At 65.3% G+C, this 19,147-nt stretch carries 19 protein-coding genes; 6 read left to right on the top strand and 13 right to left on the bottom strand.

The annotated features are described in order from the left end of the window. Positions 1–81 precede the first annotated feature (81 nt). From dapC to JLZ96_RS21345, 4 genes are all read right to left on the bottom strand, one after another. Positions 82–1,185 (bottom strand): succinyldiaminopimelate transaminase, encoded by a 1,104-nt coding sequence (dapC, locus tag JLZ96_RS21360; protein WP_201011201.1) that lies wholly within the window; start codon positions 1,183–1,185, stop codon positions 82–84. Between the two features lie 4 nt (positions 1,186–1,189). After that, complete coding sequence (gene fdxA / locus JLZ96_RS21355) at positions 1,190–1,513, bottom strand: ferredoxin (RefSeq protein WP_027498080.1); 324 nt, start codon at positions 1,511–1,513, stop codon at positions 1,190–1,192. Between the two features lie 114 nt (positions 1,514–1,627). After that, positions 1,628–2,383 carry a hypothetical protein gene (locus tag JLZ96_RS21350; protein WP_201011200.1) on the bottom strand — a complete coding sequence of 252 codons (756 nt, stop codon included), beginning with the start codon at positions 2,381–2,383 and terminating at the stop codon, positions 1,628–1,630. A gap of 36 nt (positions 2,384–2,419) precedes the next feature. Further along, positions 2,420–4,960, bottom strand: a complete 2,541-nt coding sequence (locus JLZ96_RS21345) for a bifunctional FO biosynthesis protein CofGH (protein ID WP_268963062.1) — start codon at positions 4,958–4,960, stop codon at positions 2,420–2,422. A gap of 134 nt (positions 4,961–5,094) precedes the next feature. On the opposite strand from JLZ96_RS21345, the gene JLZ96_RS21340 reads away from it, so the two are divergent. From JLZ96_RS21340 to JLZ96_RS21330, 3 genes are read left to right on the top strand one after another with little or no spacing between them, the layout of a single operon-like run. After that, on the top strand, positions 5,095–5,574 hold the full coding sequence (locus JLZ96_RS21340; RefSeq protein ID WP_201011198.1) for a PH domain-containing protein: 480 nt from the start codon (positions 5,095–5,097) through the stop codon (positions 5,572–5,574). Then, the gene (locus JLZ96_RS21335) at positions 5,571–7,088 is read left to right on the top strand and encodes a PH domain-containing protein (RefSeq protein WP_201011197.1); all 1,518 of its coding nucleotides are present in this window, start codon (positions 5,571–5,573) and stop codon (positions 7,086–7,088) included. Before JLZ96_RS21340 ends, JLZ96_RS21335 begins: the two co-directional genes overlap by 4 nt. A gap of 26 nt (positions 7,089–7,114) precedes the next feature. Next, positions 7,115–7,816: a uracil-DNA glycosylase gene (locus tag JLZ96_RS21330; protein WP_027498085.1), complete on the top strand. Its 702-nt coding sequence runs from the start codon at positions 7,115–7,117 to the stop codon at positions 7,814–7,816. Here JLZ96_RS21330 and JLZ96_RS21325 read toward each other — a convergent pair. The 7 genes from JLZ96_RS21325 to JLZ96_RS21295 all read right to left on the bottom strand — a co-directional run bounded on the left by JLZ96_RS21325 (position 7,743) and on the right by JLZ96_RS21295 (position 14,713). After that, on the bottom strand, positions 7,743–8,195 hold the full coding sequence (locus JLZ96_RS21325) for a hypothetical protein (RefSeq protein ID WP_201011196.1): 453 nt from the start codon (positions 8,193–8,195) through the stop codon (positions 7,743–7,745). The genes JLZ96_RS21330 and JLZ96_RS21325 overlap by 74 nt on opposite strands. A gap of 86 nt (positions 8,196–8,281) precedes the next feature. Then, positions 8,282–8,440 carry a hypothetical protein gene (locus tag JLZ96_RS21320; RefSeq protein WP_008714214.1) on the bottom strand — a complete coding sequence of 53 codons (159 nt, stop codon included), beginning with the start codon at positions 8,438–8,440 and terminating at the stop codon, positions 8,282–8,284. A gap of 27 nt (positions 8,441–8,467) precedes the next feature. Next, positions 8,468–9,361: an N-acetyl-1-D-myo-inositol-2-amino-2-deoxy-alpha-D-glucopyranoside deacetylase gene (gene mshB / locus JLZ96_RS21315; protein ID WP_201011195.1), complete on the bottom strand. Its 894-nt coding sequence runs from the start codon at positions 9,359–9,361 to the stop codon at positions 8,468–8,470. A gap of 106 nt (positions 9,362–9,467) precedes the next feature. Next, positions 9,468–10,151, bottom strand: coding sequence for a haloacid dehalogenase type II (locus tag JLZ96_RS21310; RefSeq protein WP_236254196.1), 684 nt, complete (start codon positions 10,149–10,151; stop codon positions 9,468–9,470). Further along, positions 10,148–11,929, bottom strand: a complete 1,782-nt coding sequence (locus JLZ96_RS21305) for an ABC transporter family substrate-binding protein (protein ID WP_201011266.1) — start codon at positions 11,927–11,929, stop codon at positions 10,148–10,150. Before JLZ96_RS21305 ends, JLZ96_RS21310 begins: the two co-directional genes overlap by 4 nt. Before the next feature lie 103 nt (positions 11,930–12,032). Continuing rightward, positions 12,033–13,970 (bottom strand): translational GTPase TypA, encoded by a 1,938-nt coding sequence (typA, locus tag JLZ96_RS21300; RefSeq protein ID WP_032365354.1) that lies wholly within the window; start codon positions 13,968–13,970, stop codon positions 12,033–12,035. Between the two features lie 317 nt (positions 13,971–14,287). Beyond that, positions 14,288–14,713 carry a (deoxy)nucleoside triphosphate pyrophosphohydrolase gene (locus JLZ96_RS21295; protein WP_032375450.1) on the bottom strand — a complete coding sequence of 142 codons (426 nt, stop codon included), beginning with the start codon at positions 14,711–14,713 and terminating at the stop codon, positions 14,288–14,290. Positions 14,714–14,727: 14 nt separating this feature from the next. Between JLZ96_RS21295 and JLZ96_RS21290 the strand changes: the two genes are divergently transcribed. Beyond that, positions 14,728–15,012: a 4a-hydroxytetrahydrobiopterin dehydratase gene (locus JLZ96_RS21290; RefSeq protein ID WP_201011194.1), complete on the top strand. Its 285-nt coding sequence runs from the start codon at positions 14,728–14,730 to the stop codon at positions 15,010–15,012. A gap of 34 nt (positions 15,013–15,046) precedes the next feature. Here JLZ96_RS21290 and JLZ96_RS21285 read toward each other — a convergent pair whose 3' ends face one another. Next, a complete protein-coding gene (locus JLZ96_RS21285; protein ID WP_201011193.1) occupies positions 15,047–16,240 on the bottom strand; it encodes a mannosyltransferase in 1,194 nt (397 codons plus the stop codon). 301 nt (positions 16,241–16,541) lie between these two features. Here JLZ96_RS21285 and JLZ96_RS21280 point away from each other — a divergent pair, with 301 nt between their 5' ends. Further along, the gene (locus tag JLZ96_RS21280) at positions 16,542–17,402 is read left to right on the top strand and encodes a hypothetical protein (protein WP_045840775.1); all 861 of its coding nucleotides are present in this window, start codon (positions 16,542–16,544) and stop codon (positions 17,400–17,402) included. A 105-nt stretch (positions 17,403–17,507) separates the two neighbouring features. On the opposite strand, the gene JLZ96_RS21275 is transcribed toward JLZ96_RS21280, so the two are convergent. After that, positions 17,508–18,257 carry a DUF1906 domain-containing protein gene (locus JLZ96_RS21275; RefSeq protein WP_094622663.1) on the bottom strand — a complete coding sequence of 250 codons (750 nt, stop codon included), beginning with the start codon at positions 18,255–18,257 and terminating at the stop codon, positions 17,508–17,510. 225 nt (positions 18,258–18,482) lie between these two features. Here JLZ96_RS21275 and JLZ96_RS21270 point away from each other — a divergent pair, with 225 nt between their 5' ends. Next, complete coding sequence (locus JLZ96_RS21270) at positions 18,483–19,061, top strand: TerD family protein (protein ID WP_201011192.1); 579 nt, start codon at positions 18,483–18,485, stop codon at positions 19,059–19,061. Positions 19,062–19,147 lie beyond the last annotated feature (86 nt).

The raw sequence follows: 19,147 nt of genomic DNA, 5'->3' as shown, positions 1-19,147 counted from the left end.
GTCGAGCGACTGGATCCCGTCAGCGGAGGGAAATAGTGGACACTCAGCGCACGACGACACTCAGCGCACCAGGAAGCTCGGCTAACCGCGCAGGCGAGTAGCCGCAGCCTCGATTCGCTCGTCCGTCGCAGTCAGTGCGATGCGGACGTGTTTGCCACCGTTCGGTCCGTAGAACTCTCCCGGTGCGGCGAGGATGCCGCGTTCGGCGAGCCAGTCGACGGTGTCGCGGCACGGCTCGTCGCGGGTGGCCCACAGGTACAACCCGGCCTCCGAGTGGTCGACGCGGAATCCGGCTGCCTCGACGGCAGACTTCAAAGTCGTTCGCCGGGCGCGGTATCGCTCTCGCTGGATGTTCTCGTGCTCGTCGTCGGCCAAAGCTGCGGTCATGGCGGCCTGAATGGGGAGCGGCACCATCATGCCTGCGTGCTTGCGGACCTCGAGCAACTCGGCGATCAGGGCCGCGTCGCCGGTGACGAAACCGGCGCGGTAGCTGGCCAGATTCGAGGTCTTCGAAAGTGAATGCACGGCAAGCAGATTGGTGTGATCGCCGTCGCAGACGCGCGGGTCTAGCACCGAGACCGCGTCGGCTTCCCAGGTCAGCCCCAGGTAGCACTCGTCGGAGACGACGATGGCGTCGCGCTCACGGGCCCACTCGACGACCTTGCGCAGGTGCTCGACTCCGAGCACCTTCCCCGTCGGGTTCGACGGCGAGTTGACGAAGATCAGCGAGGCACGTTCGGGGCCGAGACGATTCAGTCCGTCTGCACGAAGAATTCGCGCGCCGGCGAGCAGCGCACCCACTTCGTATGTGGGATACGCCAATTCGGGGATGACGACCAGATCATCGGCACCCAGACCCAGCAGACTCGGCAACCAGGCGATCATTTCCTTGGTGCCGATGGCCGGAAGCACCGCGTCGGTCGAAATACCGGTGATCGAGTAGCGACGTTCGAGCGACGCCACCGCGGCCTCCCGAAGCGCCACGGTACCGACGGTCGTCGGGTAACCGGGCTCGTCGGCCACCGAGTTCAACGCGACCCGAATCACCTCGGCGACCGGGTCGACGGGCGTGCCGACCGACAGATTCACGATGCCGTCCGGGTGCGCCGACGCCTTCTCCTTGGCAGCGGTCAGCGAGTCCCACGGAAAGTCGGGCAGCGTCGCTGCCACCGCTCTGCGTGCCAAGGCGTCAGTTCTCGCCCATGGGAGGCAGAGCCTTGATGAACGGCGGGTCGTAGTCGGTCTTGCCGAGTTTCGCTGCGCCACCCGGAGATCCGAGATCGTCGAAGAAATCGACGTTGGCGCTGACGTATGCACTCCACTGCTCGGGCACGTCGTCTTCGTAGAAGATGGCCTCGACGGGGCACACGGGTTCGCAGGCTCCGCAGTCGACGCATTCGTCGGGGTGGATGTACAGCATTCGGTTACCCTCGTAGATGCAATCCACCGGGCACTCTTCGATGCACGCTTTGTCCAGTACATCTACGCACGGTTCTGCAATCGAGTAGGTCACTGCTGCTCTCCCCTCCTTGTATAGATCGTGGGCGCTCTCGCGCCCTCAGCATCCTAGTATCGCCGTCCGAACCTGGGGCAATCCGACCAGGGTGGCCTCACCTGCTCCGGCCTGCTATCGCCGAAGCTGCTTCGCGGGCGGGGTCACCGATGCCGACGCCGTCTTGTGGGCGGCGAGCCACTTGCGTCCCTGCTTGGCAGCGCGCGACAGTGCGCCCCGCTCACCGAGATATCCGGCGATGCCACCGACGAGCGGGATGGCTCCGAGTACCCGGTAGAACCCGCGTGGATGCGGGCGCTTCTCCAACTCGCCTGCCACGTCGCGCAGCACGTTGGCGATCTGCCACATTCCGCGCAGCAGTGCGAACGGTCCGGATTTCGGCGATTCTTCCTTCTTCGCAGGAGCACTGTCGGCCAAGGATGTCAGGTCACGCTTGCACAGCACTGACCCGAGCAGCGCCACGTGCGTCTCGCGGTCGGTCACTCCGGATTCGCGAGCCACGGCGACGAGCACCATCGCCTGGTTGGCGAACCCGAGCAGATCCTGGATCGGCAAACGGTTGACCAGGATGCCGAAGACGCCGGGGAAGGCGACGGCGACAGTGTTGAGAGCTCCGATGCGATTGACCCACCACTGCGAACGAGCATCACTGTCGAGCTTCTCCCAGCCGGCGGTACCCGGGAAGTCGGTGGTGTCGAACGCCTTGGCCAGGAAGTCGATGACGTTGTCGAGGGTCGAATCGTCCGCGGAGGACTCGCGGAACGTCCGTCCTTTCAGTCCGATCGGGTCACGCGTGGCCAGGATGTCGAGCACGGGATGAATGATGGCGACGGCACTGCTCAGTACCGCGGCGACTCGACGGTCGTCCATGTCGGGCAAACTCCGTTTCGGGTAAAGACCTGTAGGTCAAATCAGGCCGGCGACCGACACCGCCGGTGCCGGGCCGTACGTGGTGGTGCGCTGACGAACCGGTCGACCGATGCCGTCGGCGATCTCGTGCAGTTCCGCGACGGTCTTCTCCGAACCGTTCTGCGAACCCGCCATGCGCGAGATCGTCTCTTCCATCAGGGTCCCGCCCAGATCGTTCGCGCCTCCGTTCAGCATCGCCTGTGTACCCGTGATTCCCAATTTCACCCATGAGGTCTGAATGTTGTCGATACGGCCGTGCAGCATGATCCTGGCCAGAGCATGCACCGCACGGTTGTCCCGATTGGTCGGGCCGGGACGCGAGGCACCCGCCAGATACAGCGGCGACGACTGGTGCACGAACGGCAGCGGCACGAACTCGGTGAATCCACCGGTCTTGTCCTGGATCTTCTTGAGTACGTTCAGATGCCCGACCCAGTGCGACGGATTGTCGACGTGGCCGTACATCATCGTCGAGCTCGACCGCAGGCCCACCTCGTGCGCGGTGGTGATCACTTCGATCCATTCGGCGGCGGGCAGCTTGCCCTTGGTGAGCACCCACCGCACCTCGTCGTCGAGGATTTCTGCGGCGGTACCCGGAATCGAGTCCAGGCCGGCGGCCCGTAGCTCGGTGAGCCACTCGCGGATCGACTGGCCGCCGCGGGAGGCCCCGTTGACGATCTCCATCGGCGAGAACGCGTGCACGTGCATCGACGGCACTTTCGCCTTGACCGCACGGACCAGATCGGCGTATCCCGTCACCGGCAGTTCGGGGTCGATACCGCCCTGCATGCACACCTCGGTGGCCCCGACGACGTGTGCTTCCCACGCACGGTCGGCGACCTCGGCGGTGGACAGCGTGAACGCGTCGGCGTCACCCTTGCGCTGCGCGAACGCACAGAAACGGCATCCGGTGTAGCAGATGTTGGTGAAGTTGATGTTCCGGTTCACCACGTAGGTGACGGTGTCTCCGTTGACCTGCTTGCGCAGGTCGTCGGCGAGCGCGGCGACGGCGTCCATGCCGGGGCCCTCGGCCGTCGCCAGTGCGAGGTACTGCTCGTCGGACAGACCGGCCGGGTCCTTCTCAGCCGCCGTCAACGCCGACACGAGGTCGCGGTCGACTCGTTCGAGACCGGCCAGGTCGCGCACCTGCTCACGAATGGAATCCCAGTCGCCGAACGCATTCGCCAGATCCGAGCGGGTCTCGGTGTTGCGGCCCTCGGTGTCGATCTCGGTGTTCAGATCCACCCGTCCCGAGGACTCCCATTCCTCGTCCGGCTCCTGCCACGGCAGACCGGTCGGGTTGACGCCCTCGCGTGCCATCCCGGTCTCCGGGTCGGCAACCGCCCGCACGTGCGCCGAGATCCGCGGGTCGATCCACGGTGCACCGGCCAACACGTACTGCGGCTGCGCGGCAGTGCGTTCCACGAGCGTGTAACCAGCGGCCGCCGACAACCCGGCGAGAGTGTCGAGGTTCGGCCACGGCCGCTCGGGATTGACGTGGTCGGGAGTCAGCGGCGAGACACCGCCCCAATCGTCGACGCCTGCGCCCAACAACGCAGCAGTCTCCTCCGCAGCGACCAGGTTCGGCGGGGCCTGAATCCGCATCGACGGACCGACCACCATGCGCGTCACCGCGATGGTCGCCAGGAATTCTTCCAGACCGGCGTCGGGCACGGACCGCATCGCGGTATCGGACTTGGCCAGGAAGTTCTGCACGATGATCTCTTGCACATGGCCGAAAGACTTGTGCACCTTGCGGATTGCCATGATGGACTCGGCCCTGTCCCGCAACGTCTCACCGATGCCGACGAGGATGCCGGTCGTGAAGGGAATGTTGAGCCGGCCCGCGTCGGTCAGCGTGCGCAGCCGAACCTCGGGATCCTTGTCGGGACTGCCGTAATGCGCTTGCCCCTTCTCCTCGAACAGCCGACGCGAGGTGGTCTCGAGCATCATGCCCATCGAGGGGGCCACCGGCTTGAGGCGCGAGAGTTCCTGCCACGACATCACTCCGGGATTGAGGTGCGGCAGCAGGCCGGTCTCCTCGAGCACCCTGATCGACATCGCGCGCACGTAGTCCAGAGTCGAGTCGTAGCCGCGTGAATCGAGCCACGCCTTGGCCTCGGGCCACCGCTCCTCCGGCCTGTCGCCGAGCGTGAACAGCGCCTCCTTGCAGCCCAACTCGGCACCCTTGCGGGCGACGTCGATGATCTCGTCGGGATCCATGAACATCCCGTGCCCGGCCGCATTGAGCTTGCCCGGCACCGTGACGAACGTGCAGTAGTGGCACTTGTCGCGGCACAACCGAGTGATGGGCACGAACACCTTGCGCGAATACGACACGGTCTTCGGCCGGCCCGCCGACTCCAACCCGGCATCGCGAACCCGGGATGCCGACGCCATCAGATCCACGAGGTCGTCACCGCGAGCGTGCAGCAAGACCGTGGCTTCGTCGACGTTCAGCGACACCCCGTCGCGGGCGCGACGCAGAACGCGGCGCATGGCGGAGGCGGCTGGAGCGGTATCAGGCTGCGAAGTCACCAGTCGATCATGCGCCTTCTTGGTACGCACGTGCCACCCGCGGGTGGGCCTGCGGCCCTTGTGCGCGTTTTGCGTACCTGGAAGGGCACACAACGCGCACGACGGGGCAGCGCTAGGTTTGTACCGTGACAACGATGACAGACCCACAGTGGCAGCCTTCTCCCCGTGCGCGTCTGCTCTGGACCCTGAGCGCCGGACTGCTGTGGCTACCGGTGTTCATCGCTCAGATCGTCTGGTTTTTCGTCGACTCGAACCGGACGTCCTGGCTTCATGTCACCGTCCTCGTCGTATCGGTCGTGCTGACCGCACTGCACCTCGCGATCGTGCCGCAGTGGCGTTACCGGGTGCACCGCTGGGAGATCAGCGACACCGCCGTGTACACCCGCACCGGTTGGCTCAGCCAAGAACGACGCATCGCCCCCATCTCGCGGGTGCAGACCGTCGACACCGAGCGCGGACCACTCGATCGCCTGCTCGGGTTGGCGACGGTCACCGTGACGACGGCATCGTCGGCGGGCGCGGTGAAGATCACCGCACTCGATCAGGCCGTTGCGGACGAGACCGTCACGCGACTGACCGATATCGCCGGCCACACCGTCGGAGATGCCACATGACCGATCAGGCGGAGTTGCTGGCAGTCGAGGAGGAGCAGCCGTGGTTGCGCCTGGACAAGCGAATGTTGTTGGTGCATCCGGTGAACGAGGGCATCAAGATCCTGCCGGTACTGCTGATCTCGTTCTTCGTCGGCAGTCAGAGCGGTAATCACTACTGGAGTCTGGGCATCCTCGCGGTCGTCGTCGTGTTCGCGATTGCGCGCTGGTTCACCACCAGCTACCGGATCGGGCCGGTGCACGTACAACTGCGCACCGGGGTGTTGCAGAAGAAAGTACTGTCCATTCCGCGCAACAGGATTCGATCCGTCGACGTGGAAGCGAACGTACTGCACCGGGTGCTCGGACTGTCCATTCTCCGCATCGGGACCGGACAGCAGGCGGGCAAAGGCGAGGCCTTCGAGCTCAACGCCCTCGACACGTCTCTGGTGCCGGAGCTTCGCGGCGAACTGCTGCAGCGAGTGTCGGGCCGAACAACGCCGAGCGACGGAATGCCCGTTGCCGCAGCCGACCCCGGCGTCGAGATTGCGCACTGGCAGTTCTCGTGGGTGCGGTTCGCGCCGTTCTCCATCACCGGCATCGTCACCATCGCCGCGGCAGTGGGCGTGCTGTTCCAGTACGGCATCGGACAAACGTTGGCGGACACGTCGGTGGTCTCGAACAGCGTCGAATCGGCGCAACGGTTCGGCATCGCACTGTTCGTCGTCCTCGCACTGATCGTGCTCCTCGTGGTGTCCAGCATCTTCGCCTGCGTTCGATACCTGATCACCTACGGCAACCTGACCGTCACCGACCAGGGTCGCACCCTGCACGTCAGCCACGGGCTGCTCCGCACCCGTCAGTCGACCCTCGACCGCAAGAGACTGCGCGGCACTTCCCTGTCGCTACCACTACTACTGAGGTCTGTAGGCGGGGCGCGACTCGACGCCATCATGACCGGAGTGAGCGCCGAGAAGAAGGAATCGTCGCTACTGCTCCCCCAGGCTCCGCGGGCCGAGGCGCTGCGCATGATGACCACGGTGCTCGGCGATGCAGGCATGCACGGCAATGCCGACCGCCCGCTTCTGCAGCACGGACCTGCCGCGCGGCGACGCCGCTACACCCGGGCGGTTCTACCGCTGCTCGTCGTCGCGGCCGGACTGGGAATTGCGCAGTCTCTCGGCGCACCGATCCCGATCCTCGCGTGGATCGCCGTGGCCGTGCTGTTCGTGGCCGCCGTCGGACTCGCTCACGACCGCTACCGCGGCCTCGGGCACGCCGTCCTGCCCGGCTGGCTGATCACCCAGCACGGATCGCTCGACCGCACCCGGCACAGCCTCGAAGCCGGCGGCATCATCGGTTGGACGGTGCGCCAGACGTTCTTCCAACGTCGCGCCGGCGTGGCCACCGTCGTGGCAGCGACACCGGCGGGCGTCGGACGCTACGAGGTGGTCGACATACCCATCGAGAACGCGTGGGCAATGATCGACGCCGTCACACCGGGTGCCGGAGACATCTGGCTTCGACCCAGCACGTGAAAACGTAGCCGATAAAGAAGGAGCCGATGAAGAAGGAGCGCCCGCAGACCATCGCGCAACTCGACCTGGCGGTGTCCCAGTGTCGTGCCTGTCCACGGCTGGTGCAGTGGCGCGAACAGGTCGCTGCCGAGAAGCGCGCCGCGTTTGCCAACGAAACGTATTGGGGGCGAGCCGTTCCCAGCTTCGGCCCGGCCGATGCGTCGATGTTGATCGTCGGGCTCGCTCCGGCCGCCCACGGCGGCAATCGCACCGGTCGGATGTTCACCGGGGACCGCAGCGGAGACGTACTGTACCGAGCCATGCATGCCGTCGGGCTCGCCAGCCAACCGACCGCGACGCACATCGGCGACGGGCTGACGCTCAACGGAGTTCGTATTGCAGCCCCCGTGCACTGCGCTCCGCCGCAGAACAAGCCGACTCCCGCCGAGCGTGATCGCTGCCGTCCGTGGCTCGACGACGAATTGCGCTTGCTGCGTCCGCGACTGAAGTCGATTCTCGTGCTCGGGGCGTTCGGGTGGCAGTCGCTGCTACCGATTCTCGCCGCGAACGGGTGGGAAATACCCAGGCCTGCACCGAAATTCGGTCACGGCGTGCAGCTCGATCTGGGCTCGATCACCGTGTTCGCCAGCTACCACGTGAGTCAGCGAAACACGTTCACCGGACTGCTGACTCCGACGATGATCGAGGACGTGCTCCGGAATGCGGGTCGGCACGCACGCTTGCTGTGATGGCTTTCATTCGGAACAAGAACAGCAGCACACCGGCCGGCCCGGCACCGGCCACGATGAGCAGCATCGTGCGCCAGTCGGCCAGCAGCAGAACATCGTTGCCGGGGCCGCCGAACATGCACAGCACTACTGCGACGAACCATCCGAGCAGCGGCGACGCCACCCAGATCGGCCGTTCGGCGACCTTACGCGCGGCCAGAACCAGAGCGACGTTTGCGATGCCCCCGAGCAACGCGCTGATGGGAAACTGCACCGACCCCACGTAGGTCGGGAGAAAGAAGACCGACAGGATTCCGGACAGGAAGCCGTCGAACACCAGTACTGCGACCGTCGCCCACGACACCAGGGCGACAGTATTGGATGCGGCCTTCGAGATCATGCGCCCAATACTGCCTTGGCCCGGGTCGTTTCAGTGCACCGCATTCGAAAACCGGGCATCGCATTCGAAAAACCGGGCACCGGCACTCAGGAAACCGGCGGATAGCCCAGCGAGGTGAGCAAGTTGCTCGCACCCATGGCGATCTGACCCAGAACGTACTGGTACAGATCTGCCTGTGCGCCGAACTGCGGCTTGAGAGAATCGACGAACGCGACGATTGCGTCCTGCACTACCCAGTTGTACATGTGTGTTCCGCCCCTGTTGTCATGAGATCAGTGATTCGGAACACAGCCTAGTACGCCCGCGAACAAGTCGTTCTCCCTGCCCGCCCCGTCGGAGCCGAGCACGCCCCGCACGAGTACGTACTGCTCGTCGAGCAGGATCGGCTGAACGATGCCGTTGGAGAGTGCGTACTCGGCACCCGAGGGCGCAACCGTCACCTGAGTTGCGTGCGCACGCAACGCGTCGGTCTTCGCGTCGAGCACACCGCGAACGTCGATGCTGGTGGTGATCATGTCCTCGGCCACACTCGGCAACTCGCCGGCGAGGGGCATGCGCCACCCCTCGGGGATATCGGCGATCGCCCGGAGTCCCGCGTCCAGTTGATCGCGGCCTGTGACGGTCCAGTAAAACTTCGCCACCTCCCACGGAGCTCCGGCCGCGGGATGGGCGTCCGTTCCACAGACCTCGACCGCCTCGGTCACCAGGGAGTGGACCTGCTGATGATCGGGGTGGCCGTAGCCACCCTCCGGGTCGTAACCGACGACGACCTGAGGCCGGAGTTCGCGGATCACCGACACGAGCGCCCCGAGCGCCTCCTGCCGGTCGGCGTTGACGAATGCGCGCGGTTTGAGAGCAGCCGGGGTTCCGGCCATTCCAGAATCTCGCCAGCGGCCGGCACCACCGAGAAAACGGGGCGGGTTACAGCCCAACGCCGCGAGCGCGCGATGCAGTTCCAGAATCCGGTAACCACCGAGTTGGTCGGCTCGGTCGACCACGAGATCGGCCCACGTATCGCCGATCACTTCACCCTCTTCACCGAGCGAGCACGTGAGCACGGTGACGTCCACGCCCGCGCGCACGTAATGGGCGATGGTCCCGCCGGTGGTGATGCTCTCGTCGTCCGGGTGCGCATGGACCAGCAGCAACCTCTGCGGCTGCGTCATCGCTTGTTCTGTCACAACCTGCTCTGTCACAACCTGTTCCGTCATGCCTCGTCGCTCGCTACTCGCTGTGTCATCGTTTGTCTCGGTCTCTGGGTCGGGCAGTCGTTCATCGCTCGCCGAGCATTCGCGCCACATCCGGTAACGACTGCGCTGTCACATCGGCAGGCACGAAATGGTCGGGATAAGGACGGTTCTCGCGATCGAGCCACGCCGTCGACAGGCCTGCCCGGTGCGCACCGTCGATATCCCAGGGGTGCACGGCCACCAGCATCGCGTCGCCGGGTTCGACACCGCACTGCTCCAACGCGTAGCGGTAGGCATCGGCGTGCGGCTTCCACCGTCCGGCGTCCTCGACCGACAGCAGCAACTCGAAAGCACTCCGCACGCCGGCTCGTTCGAGCAGAGACTGCGCGAGCGACGCGGACCCGTTACTGAGGGTGATCATCCGAATGCCAAGCGCTGCAAGAGCATTCACTCCGTCTACCACATCGGGATGCACCTCGAGCTCGGCGAAACCGGCCATGATGTGGTCCACAGCATCGTCCACCCGGCGATCGATCGCGGCACCGGACAGCAACGCCTCGAGCACACCGGAACCGACCTCGGCGAACGGCCGAGCGGTACCTGCGACCGCGAGCGCGAACCCGTCCCGCAGCACTCCTGCGAACCACGTCGAGAACAGGTGTTTCGGCGCTCCGACCTCGGCGAATCGCGCCGCCATGGGAGCCATGTCGGACAGGGTCTCGTTCACGTCGAAGATGATCACCCGAGGCAAGCGCACGGTGTTCACCGGACCGTCCGGATCCACTTCGCGGCATCGGCGAAGATGCCGACCTCGACCGGCCCGGTCAACGAGACGCCGGTGATACCCGGCACCGCAGCCACCACGGACTGGTCCTGCATGATCGGCAGCGTCGACGCCAGAGACCACAGCTTGGGCTCGATCTCCTCGGCAACGATCGTCGCATCGACGCCGGTTACCAGGGCGCGGTCGATCGTCGGCTGTAATTCCGGAACACACAGACCGGACAGATTGCGCGGGGCGTCCACGCTGCCGCTGCTCCCCGGAGCCGGCTCGACAACACAGCCGAAGCGCGAGGCCAGGGCCGTTGCCGGGTCCACGCCCGCACTGGTCCACCCGACCACGGCGTCGACGCCGCCGTCGGTCAGCGCCGTCGAGTACAACTCGTCCGAGGGCAGCGGAGTGACGGTCGCGTCGATACCCGCACTGACGAGCTCGTCCGCGGCGGTGCCGGCCACGGCCAGTGCGATGTCGTCGTTCTCGACGGCACCGATGACGAATCGCAGCGCGGTACCGCCGGCGTCTGCGAGTCGGGGCACTCCGGGAGCCGGCGCGCTCGTGGTCGGCGCGCTGGTGGTCGGCGGCGCAGCAGAGGTCGTGGATGCGCTCGCGCTCGGCGTCGAGGTCACGATCGCGTCGGGTGTCGGAACGAAGCCGGCGCGGCGAAGCAGGTCGAGGGCCGCGGTTCTGCCGATCGGGGCGGGTGCGGTCGCGGTGTAGCCGGGGTCCGATGGCGACGACAACTGCGCTGCTGCTCGGCGATCCGTCGCCCCTCCGCCTGCCCCGACCGTGGCCAGCAGGTTCGGGTCCAGCAGACCCATGATCCCCTGCCGCACAAGCGACTCCGACATATTCGGGGCCCGGCCGTTCACGGTCATCGACAACACTCGTGATTGGTGGATCGTGTCGGTGCGGACCCCGGGAATTGCCGAGAGTTGCGCGCGCGTCGCAGACCCACCCCGAACCTGTGCGATCTGCGCATCACTCGACCGCAACGAATCGGCCAACTGTGCGGGGGTGCCACCGCGCCGAATGAGGATCTGGTCGGGCGAGGCGGGTTGGTCCCAGAAGCGATCGTTGCGTTCCAGCAGAATCTCGTCCCGGCCCTGGTCGACGGTCTTGATGTTGAACCGCGAACCGGAGACCGGCACGTTGTCGGTGAGGCCACCCTCGAAGCCGCCGGGCGAATCCTTGAGCAGGTGCGAGGGCACGAGGTCGGCGAACAATCGCTGCCACGCCGGATACGGCGACTCGAGGGTGACGTCGACGGTCTTGCCGCCGCCCGAAGAGGCAACATCGCTGATCAGTGCGTAGCCGGCCGGATCGACGACGCCCGGCTGCGTGATCATCTGCTGCCAGAGGTACCGGAAGTCCTCGGCCGCGATCGGTGCGCTGTCGGACCACTGGGCCTCGTTGCGTAGCTGGTACCGGATGGTGAACGGAGACTGAGACGTCACTTCGGCGGAGATCAACAGCGACAGGTCCGGCTCCCACGTGGTCACGCCGGTGTCGGGGTTCAGGGTGGGGCGGAACGGGCTGGGCAGCACGAGCGAACTGACCGCAGCGGTGGCGGGCGACTGGTCGGCCAGCAGATGTGGGTTGAACCCGATGCCCACGTCGTCGATCGCCACGACTACGGGGTCGCCGGTCTTCGACGGCACGGTCGTCGTGGTGACCGGAGTTTCGACGCTCTCGATCGGTGGCGGTGGATCCGCGGTGCATGCGGTGAGTACCAGGGCAGTGGCGGAGGCCAGAACCACCGGCATCAGTACGTTACGCAACGAGGATCTCCTTCGTGATCGGCTACAGGTACGGCAGAAGCGACGTCCCACGATGGTGACACGTCGCTTCTGCCGTACAGGATCTGTCTTACAGAGCAGCCTTGTCGCGCGTCTTGCTGCGCGAACGCTCACGGGCGCGCTCGTTGGAATCGAGGTGCACCTTGCGGACGCGGACGACCTCGGGGGTCACCTCGACGCACTCGTCGCCTGCACAGAACTCCATGGCCATTTCCAGGTCCAGCTTCTTCGGCTTGGCCAGGGTCTCCATGACGTCGGCGGAGGACTGACGCATGTTGGTCAGCTTCTTCTCGCGAGTGACGTTGATGTCGAGGTCTTCCTGACGCGGGTTGATGCCCACGACCATGCCCTCGTACGTGTCTGCGCCCGGCTCGACGAAGAACGTGCCGCGGTCGGCCAGCTGGATCATCGCGAACGGGGTCACGGTGCCGTGACGGTCCGAGACGAGCGAGCCGGTGTGGCGGGCGCGGATCTCGCCGGCCCACGGCGCGTAACCGTGGAAGACGGCGTTGGCGATGCCGGTGCCGCGAGTGTCCGTGAGGAACTCGGTGCGGAAACCGATCAGGCCACGCGAGGGAACGATGAATTCCATGCGAACCCAGCCTGCGCCGTGGTTCGTCATCTGGACCATCTTGCCCTTGCGTGCGGCGAGCAGCTGCGTCACTGCACCGAGGTATTCCTCCGGTGTGTCGACCATCAGCTCTTCGAAGGGCTCGTGCAGCTTGCCGTCGACCTGCTGGGTGACCACCTGGGGCTTGCCGACGGTGAGCTCGAAGCCTTCACGACGCATCTGCTCGACGAGGATGGCGAGCGCGAGCTCTCCACGACCCTGGACCTCCCAGGCATCGGGGCGACCGATGTCGAGGACCTTGAGCGAGACGTTACCGATGAGCTCCTGGTCGAGGCGGCTCTTGACCATGCGCGAGGTGAGCTTGTGGCCGCTGACGCGTCCGACGAGCGGGCTCGTGTTGGTGCCGATGGTGACCGAGATGGCCGGCTGGTCGACGGTGATGCGAGGCAGAGCGACCGGGTTCTCCAGATCGGCGAGGGTGTCGCCGATCATGATGTCCGGGAAGCCCGCGACGGCGACGATGTCTCCTGCGACACCCTTCTCGCCGGGAACGCGCTCGACGCCGATGGTGTTGAGCAGCTCGGTGATCTTGGCCTTCTGGACGACGGGCTCGCCGTCGACCTCACGCATCCAGCTGACGGTCTGGCCCTTGGAGAGCTGGCCGTTGTGGATACGAACCAGGGCGAGGCGGCCGAGGAAGGCCGACGCGTCGAGGTTGGTGACGTGTGCCTGCAGCGGCGCGTCGACGTTGCCCTTGGGCGCGGGGACGTAGCTGAGCAGAACCTCGAACAGCTCGTCGAGGTTCTCGGCGTCGGGAGCGTGTCCGTTCTGGGGCTGGACCTTCGAGGCCTTGCCCTCACGGCCGGAGGCGTAGAGAACGGGGAGGTCGAGGGCGAGCTCGGCTGCCTCGGACGCTTCGTCGTCGAGATCGGACGCGAGGTCGAGCAGCAGATCGTGGCTCTCCGAGACGACCTCTTCGATACGCGCGTCGGGACGGTCGGTCTTGTTGACGACCAGGATCACCGGCAACGACGCGGCGAGCGCCTTGCGCAGCACGAAACGGGTCTGCGGCAGCGGGCCCTCGGAAGCGTCGACGAGGAGCACGACGCCGTCGACCATGGACAGGCCGCGCTCGACCTCTCCGCCGAAGTCGGCGTGGCCGGGGGTGTCGATCACGTTGATGACGGTGATGGTGCCGTCGGCATTGCGCTTGTGAACGGCCGTGTTCTTGGCCAGGATCGTGATGCCTTTTTCTTTTTCGAGGTCACCCGAGTCCATGACGCGGTCGATCGCTTCGGCACGTTCCTCGAACGCGCCGGACTGCCGAAGCATGGCGTCGACCAGGGTGGTCTTGCCATGGTCGACGTGTGCAACGATGGCGACGTTGCGAAAAGTAGTGGTGCTGTCGATGTTGTCTGCACTGCTTGGGGCGCTCACGCGAAAAATTCTCCTGGAGTCGAATGCGGGCTCTTGTTCGCTAGCGGGCTTATGTCGCTAGAGAAGCGCGCTGCACCGCGAGGTTCTCGCGACTGATCGAGTTTACCCGTAGTCCGGCAGTGCCCCGCGCCACCCTCAGGTCTGTGACCTGCGCCACCCATTAGTCTTGGTGCCCATGGGCAAGATAAAGGCCGCAGATGTCTCGGGGATGAAGCCCAAGAAAAAATGCTGCCGCAAGAAAGTTCGCTGCATCATATGCCCCGTCGTGATCATGCGAATGAAGAAGTTGGAATCCGCGGGCGCGACCAAGAAAGACCTCAAGAAAGGTCTGAAGACCGCTCGGGCGAAGTGAGCAGAATTTCCTGTAGGTCCGGCAGCCACAGTCGGTCCGCATCGACCAGATCCACCGTCGGCAGCGTCGCGGCATCGACCCACCGTAGAGCCGAATGCTCCAGCGGCGCAGGGGTTCCCGAGACGATCGAGGCTCGGTAGGCCCGCAACACCATGCCACCGGAAAGCTCGACATCTCCGCTGAGCGCGGCACCGATCGAACACTCGACCCCCAGTTCCTCGCGCAGTTCGCGCGCCAGTGCGACGTCCTCGGACTCCCCCGGCTCGACCTTGCCGCCGGGCAGCTCCCACCGACCGGCCAACTCCGGCGGACGAGTTCGTTGCGCGAGCAGCAGACGACCGTCGTCGATCAACGCGGCCGCGACAACCACAGCGGTAGGGGTACCGGACATGCCACCATCTTTCTATGACCGAATTGCTGACCGACCGCGATATCGAGGACGCACAGCTCACCCACTGGACGGTGGCGGAGAAATCTCTGACTCGCACCGTCGAGCTGACGTCGTTTCCCGCAGCGATCGAGGTGGTGAACCGCGTGGCCGACGCCGCGGAGGCGGCGGACCATCACCCCGACATCGACATCAGGTGGCGGACGCTCACGTTCACGCTGTCCACGCACAGCGCCGGCGGTCTCACGCAGAAGGACGTGGATCTGGCGCGTCGGATCGATGCGCTGATCGCTTCATGCTGACTTACACGGTCGTTCCGCGGGCTCCACTCCTGACTCACACGGTCGTTCCGCGGGCTCCACTCCTGGCCCGTCCCGCATAGGCGACCCAGCCGAGGAACAGAGCAGATCCGATCACGTCGACGGCACCGGCCCAGGCCTCGAGGCCGGGACGGGGAATGGTCCAGATCGATTCCTGGAAGAAGCTCAGCAACCAGGGCACCCCCACCGTGACCGTCACCAGCCAGTAGCCGGCAACGATCTTGGCTCCGGCGATATCGCGTAACGGCCCGTGCAGCAGCCAGATCACCATCGGAATCACCCAGATCCAGTGATGCGACCACGAAATCGGCGACACCAACAGGCCCAGGAGTTGGACGATGACCAGGGTTCCCAGGTGGTCGCGGCGGTCGAGTGCCCGCCATGCCAGCACAGCGAGAACCACGGCGATCACTGCGGCGGCGATCCACAGCGGTCCCTGGCCGACGTCCTCGCCCACGATCCGGCTCAGAGCTCCACGCAGAGACTGATTCCAGACCGAGCCGACGGGTCCGATGCGGTCGGCATCGCCGAGCAACGTGGTGAAGTACGTGGCCGCCTGACGCCCCAGCACCGCGTAGCTGACCGCGACACTGAGCGCGAATGCCACCGCAGAGAATGCTGCAGCTTTCCACCGCCGAGTGGCGAGGAAGTACAGGCCCGTGATGGCCGGGGTCAGCTTGATGCCCGCGGCGAACCCCACGAGTCCGCCCGCCACCCACCAGCGCGAGCTGCGTACCGCGAGTAGCGCCAGCAGCACCAGGAACACGTTGACCTGGCCGTAATCGAGGGTGGTGCGCACGGGCTCGGACCACAGCCCCAGCGCGGTCCACAACATGGCGATTCTCACCCAGCGGTTCTCGGCGGCCCGGTCGTCGCCGAGAACCATCGACAGGGCGAGCCGGACCACTGCGAACAACGCGATCATCGTCGCGGCCTGCCAGACGATGCCGACCACCGTGAACGGCAGATAATGGAGCGGGAAGAACACCAGGGCGGCGAACGGTGGGTACGTGAACGGCAGCGGGAAGTCCGGGGTCTGCACCGAGTACGTGTAGTCGTACAGGTTGTCGCCGAGCAGCGCAGCGGAGCCTTCGACGTAGACGTGCAGGTCGACGAGGTTCATACCGTTGGGGGTGACGAACGCCCAGACGAATCGGCTGATCACCGAAACTGCCAGCAGAACGGGGGCCAGCCGAACAAGTCGGTTCACGGTGCGTGTGGTTCCGTTCGGTATCGATGCCGTTTATCGACAGCCGAGCTTATAGGGCGATCGATACCCACCCTAACCGTGCCGATCCGCTCGTAACATTTACATCACCTTTCACACTGGTCACTCGTGTAACACGCTATTGTTCGATTCTGCGGAGAATTCGCAGCGCGTGGCCCATAGAATCCTCGATAGAGTTCAGCCGGGGAGGACTGGACCTACTACGGCTGTACATCCGGGATCGCTCTACATAGAGTGACCCCTCGGGCACCGGCTGTCGCCGTGGACCTGCGTCATGATCAGAATGGGGAATATCACCGTGCTTCGTACTCGCGGAACGCGTCGCGTCGTCACAGCTCTGGCTGTGGCCGCAGCCGCCGCACTCGTTGTGCCGACCAGCGCATCCGCTCAGCCTCTGGTGCCCATGGCTCCGGCAGATCTGCCGGCTGCTCCGGCCGATCCCGCAGCGCTGATCGCCCAGTTCCTGCCCGCTCCCGGTGAACCCCTACCCAACCTCTCCGACATCGAGGCACTCGCGTCCTTCGCGCCTGCAATCGTCGGTGCAGCTGCAGGACCGGCCGATGTGGGTGCCGCTCCCGCAGCAGATCTCCTCGGCCAGGCTCGCGCACTTCTCGAAACCGCGCAGCTTCCGGACCAGGTCAAGTCGCTGCTGGAATCGGTCATCACCTTCCTGGACGGATCCGGCGGCGGCGGGCCCGAGCTGCCCTCCGACGGCCCCGTCATCGCACAGTTCCTGTACCCGACCCTGGGCAAGGGCTGCATCTCCGACACCGCAGATTCCGTCGGAACCGCCTTGGCCGTTCCCGGACCGGCCACGTTGCCGCCCCCCGGACCGGCTGCAGGCCAGGCCGGTTTCGTGTTCACCGCCCTCGGTACCGCGCCTCTCGCCGCGCAGCAGTCCGCTCCGCTCACCGTGACGTGGCTCAACATCGACAACCGCCGATCGGGAACCCAGGACCTGACCGGCGCAGCCAAGATCAACGCCGACGGCCCCGCGACGTTGTCGGCCATCGCCGACACCGGCCCCGGTCGCGTGCTGTCCGTGGTGTCCGGATCGATCACCACTCAGTCCAAGGAAGACGCCGCAGCGCCGCCGCGCAGCTGCAACTTCCTGCCGACGATCGGCACGGTCTACGTTCCGTAGCTCACGAGACCACAGCAATTCGCCCCCGGCTTCCTCGAAGCCGGGGGCGAATTGTTTTCGTGCTTATCGGCCGGAGAAAAGACCGCCGAATTACACGGATGGTATTCAGACGATGTCGGCACCGGATTTCGACCACTGGCCGTAATCGGACTTCAAGACATTGTTGATATCCACTTTCACTCCACCCACCGTGTCCTTGTCGATACGAATCTGGTGAATGTGCGCTTCGGGATGTACGAACCCCTTCGGGGTCCCCCAATTGTGCTGCCAATACCACTGGCCCAGTCCTGCGACGGACGCCAATTCGATGGTCGGAGAATTCGCGTAGATACCGGTGTTCTCCGCTCCGATCACCGACTGCCAGCCCAAGATGTACGGCGCGATGAGGGTGGCGAACTCGACGGCTGTCGGGTTGTCGTCGATCGATGCGTAGATCGGCCGATCGGACGGGCCACCGGCCGCCAGATGTAGCTCGAGTCCACGTTTCGCATGCTTGACGCCCGCAACGTACCCGCCTCGCCAATCTGCGGTGGCACCCTTACCGAACTGGTAGTTGGAGACCACCTCCAGGCCGGCCTCGGTGAGGGACTGCGCCTCCAACGCGGTCATCGGCTTGCCGACCATCCAGGTCGCGTCGGGACGCCGATCCGACACGTAGCGGACAGCTCCGAGATGGCCTGCGCTCTTGATGGCCGACGCCGACGGCACCCCTCCCGCGTAGTCGACGAGCGTTCCCAGCCCCGCGTCTGCATGAGCGGTGGCCGAACCCAACGCGGCCAGGCCGACGGCGGCTGCGGAGCCGGCCGCGGCGTACTTGAACAGTTCACGTCGCGAAACCTGCACAAAATCTCCCATGCCGTTCGATTGCCACGGCGCGCCTACGTAACGAAACGCGCCGTCACTGCTATTTTCCGATGTTTTGTCGTATCCCATCACAAACACATGTGCACCGCCAGCCCCACTGCTCACACCCCACCCGCGTGGCTCGTCGTTCACACATGCAACTCGAGCACCGCACCCGCAGTCATGAATAGGGTGGGGAGGACGAAGCACGAACGACGCGTGAAGGAGTGGTTGGACATGGGCGTAACACTCGCCAAGGGCGGAAATGTCTCGCTGACGAAGGAAGCACCGAACTTGACCGCGGTCACCGTCGGTCTGGGCTGGGACGTTCGCTCCACCACCGGCGGGGACTTCGACCTCGACGCGAGCGCGATCGGCCTCGGTACCGACAAGAAGGCGCTCAACGACAACTACTTCGTCTTCTACAACAACCTGCGGTCCCCCGACGGCGCGATCGAGCACACCGGAGACAACCGCACTGGTGAGGGCGAAGGCGACGACGAGAGCATCGACGTGGACCTTGCAGCGCTGACACCCGAGGTGGATTCCATTGCATTTCCGGTATCGATTCACAACGCGGACGCGTTGGGACAGAACTTCGGTCAGGTCGTCAACGCCTTCATTCGCGTGGTCGACAAGTCCGACGGCCGCGAACTCGCGCGCTTCGATCTGAGCGATGACGCGTCGACCGAGACTGCGATGGTCTTCGGCGAGTTGTACCGCCGCGGTGCCGAATGGAAGTTTCGCGCAATCGGTCAGGGCTACGCGTCCGGCCTGGAGGGCATCGTGCGCGATTTCGGCATCGACGTCGGCTGACGCAGGGTGCGCGAGTCCGTCTCGATTGCACAACGGTCTACAGCTGAGCTTGTGACGCCAAGATGATGTGTGGTGATATCAGCGCA

It is taken from the genome of Rhodococcus sp. NKCM2511 (assembly GCF_014905595.1).
In the GTDB taxonomy this organism is placed as follows: Bacteria; Actinomycetota; Actinomycetes; order Mycobacteriales; family Mycobacteriaceae; genus Rhodococcoides; species Rhodococcoides fascians.
This window is presented reverse-complemented; position numbering and strand designations above follow the sequence as displayed.

Excerpts from the sequence above, each read along its gene's own strand:
- JLZ96_RS21350 (WP_201011200.1), bottom strand. The coding sequence starts at position 2,383 with ATGGACGACCGTCGAGTCGCCGCGGTACTGAGCAGTGCCGTCGCCATC.
- JLZ96_RS21340 (WP_201011198.1), top strand. The coding sequence starts at position 5,095 with ATGACAGACCCACAGTGGCAGCCTTCTCCCCGTGCGCGTCTGCTCTGG.
- JLZ96_RS21335 (WP_201011197.1), top strand. The coding sequence starts at position 5,571 with ATGACCGATCAGGCGGAGTTGCTGGCAGTCGAGGAGGAGCAGCCGTGG.
- JLZ96_RS21330 (WP_027498085.1), top strand. The coding sequence starts at position 7,115 with ATGAAGAAGGAGCGCCCGCAGACCATCGCGCAACTCGACCTGGCGGTG.
- JLZ96_RS21325 (WP_201011196.1), bottom strand. The coding sequence starts at position 8,195 with ATGATCTCGAAGGCCGCATCCAATACTGTCGCCCTGGTGTCGTGGGCG.
- JLZ96_RS21320 (WP_008714214.1), bottom strand. The coding sequence starts at position 8,440 with ATGTACAACTGGGTAGTGCAGGACGCAATCGTCGCGTTCGTCGATTCT.
- mshB (WP_201011195.1), bottom strand. The coding sequence starts at position 9,361 with ATGACGCAGCCGCAGAGGTTGCTGCTGGTCCATGCGCACCCGGACGAC.
- JLZ96_RS21305 (WP_201011266.1), bottom strand. The coding sequence starts at position 11,929 with ATGCCGGTGGTTCTGGCCTCCGCCACTGCCCTGGTACTCACCGCATGC.
- JLZ96_RS21295 (WP_032375450.1), bottom strand. The coding sequence starts at position 14,713 with ATGTCCGGTACCCCTACCGCTGTGGTTGTCGCGGCCGCGTTGATCGAC.
- JLZ96_RS21290 (WP_201011194.1), top strand. The coding sequence starts at position 14,728 with ATGACCGAATTGCTGACCGACCGCGATATCGAGGACGCACAGCTCACC.
- JLZ96_RS21280 (WP_045840775.1), top strand. The coding sequence starts at position 16,542 with ATGGGGAATATCACCGTGCTTCGTACTCGCGGAACGCGTCGCGTCGTC.
- JLZ96_RS21275 (WP_094622663.1), bottom strand. The coding sequence starts at position 18,257 with ATGGGAGATTTTGTGCAGGTTTCGCGACGTGAACTGTTCAAGTACGCC.
- JLZ96_RS21270 (WP_201011192.1), top strand. The coding sequence starts at position 18,483 with ATGGGCGTAACACTCGCCAAGGGCGGAAATGTCTCGCTGACGAAGGAA.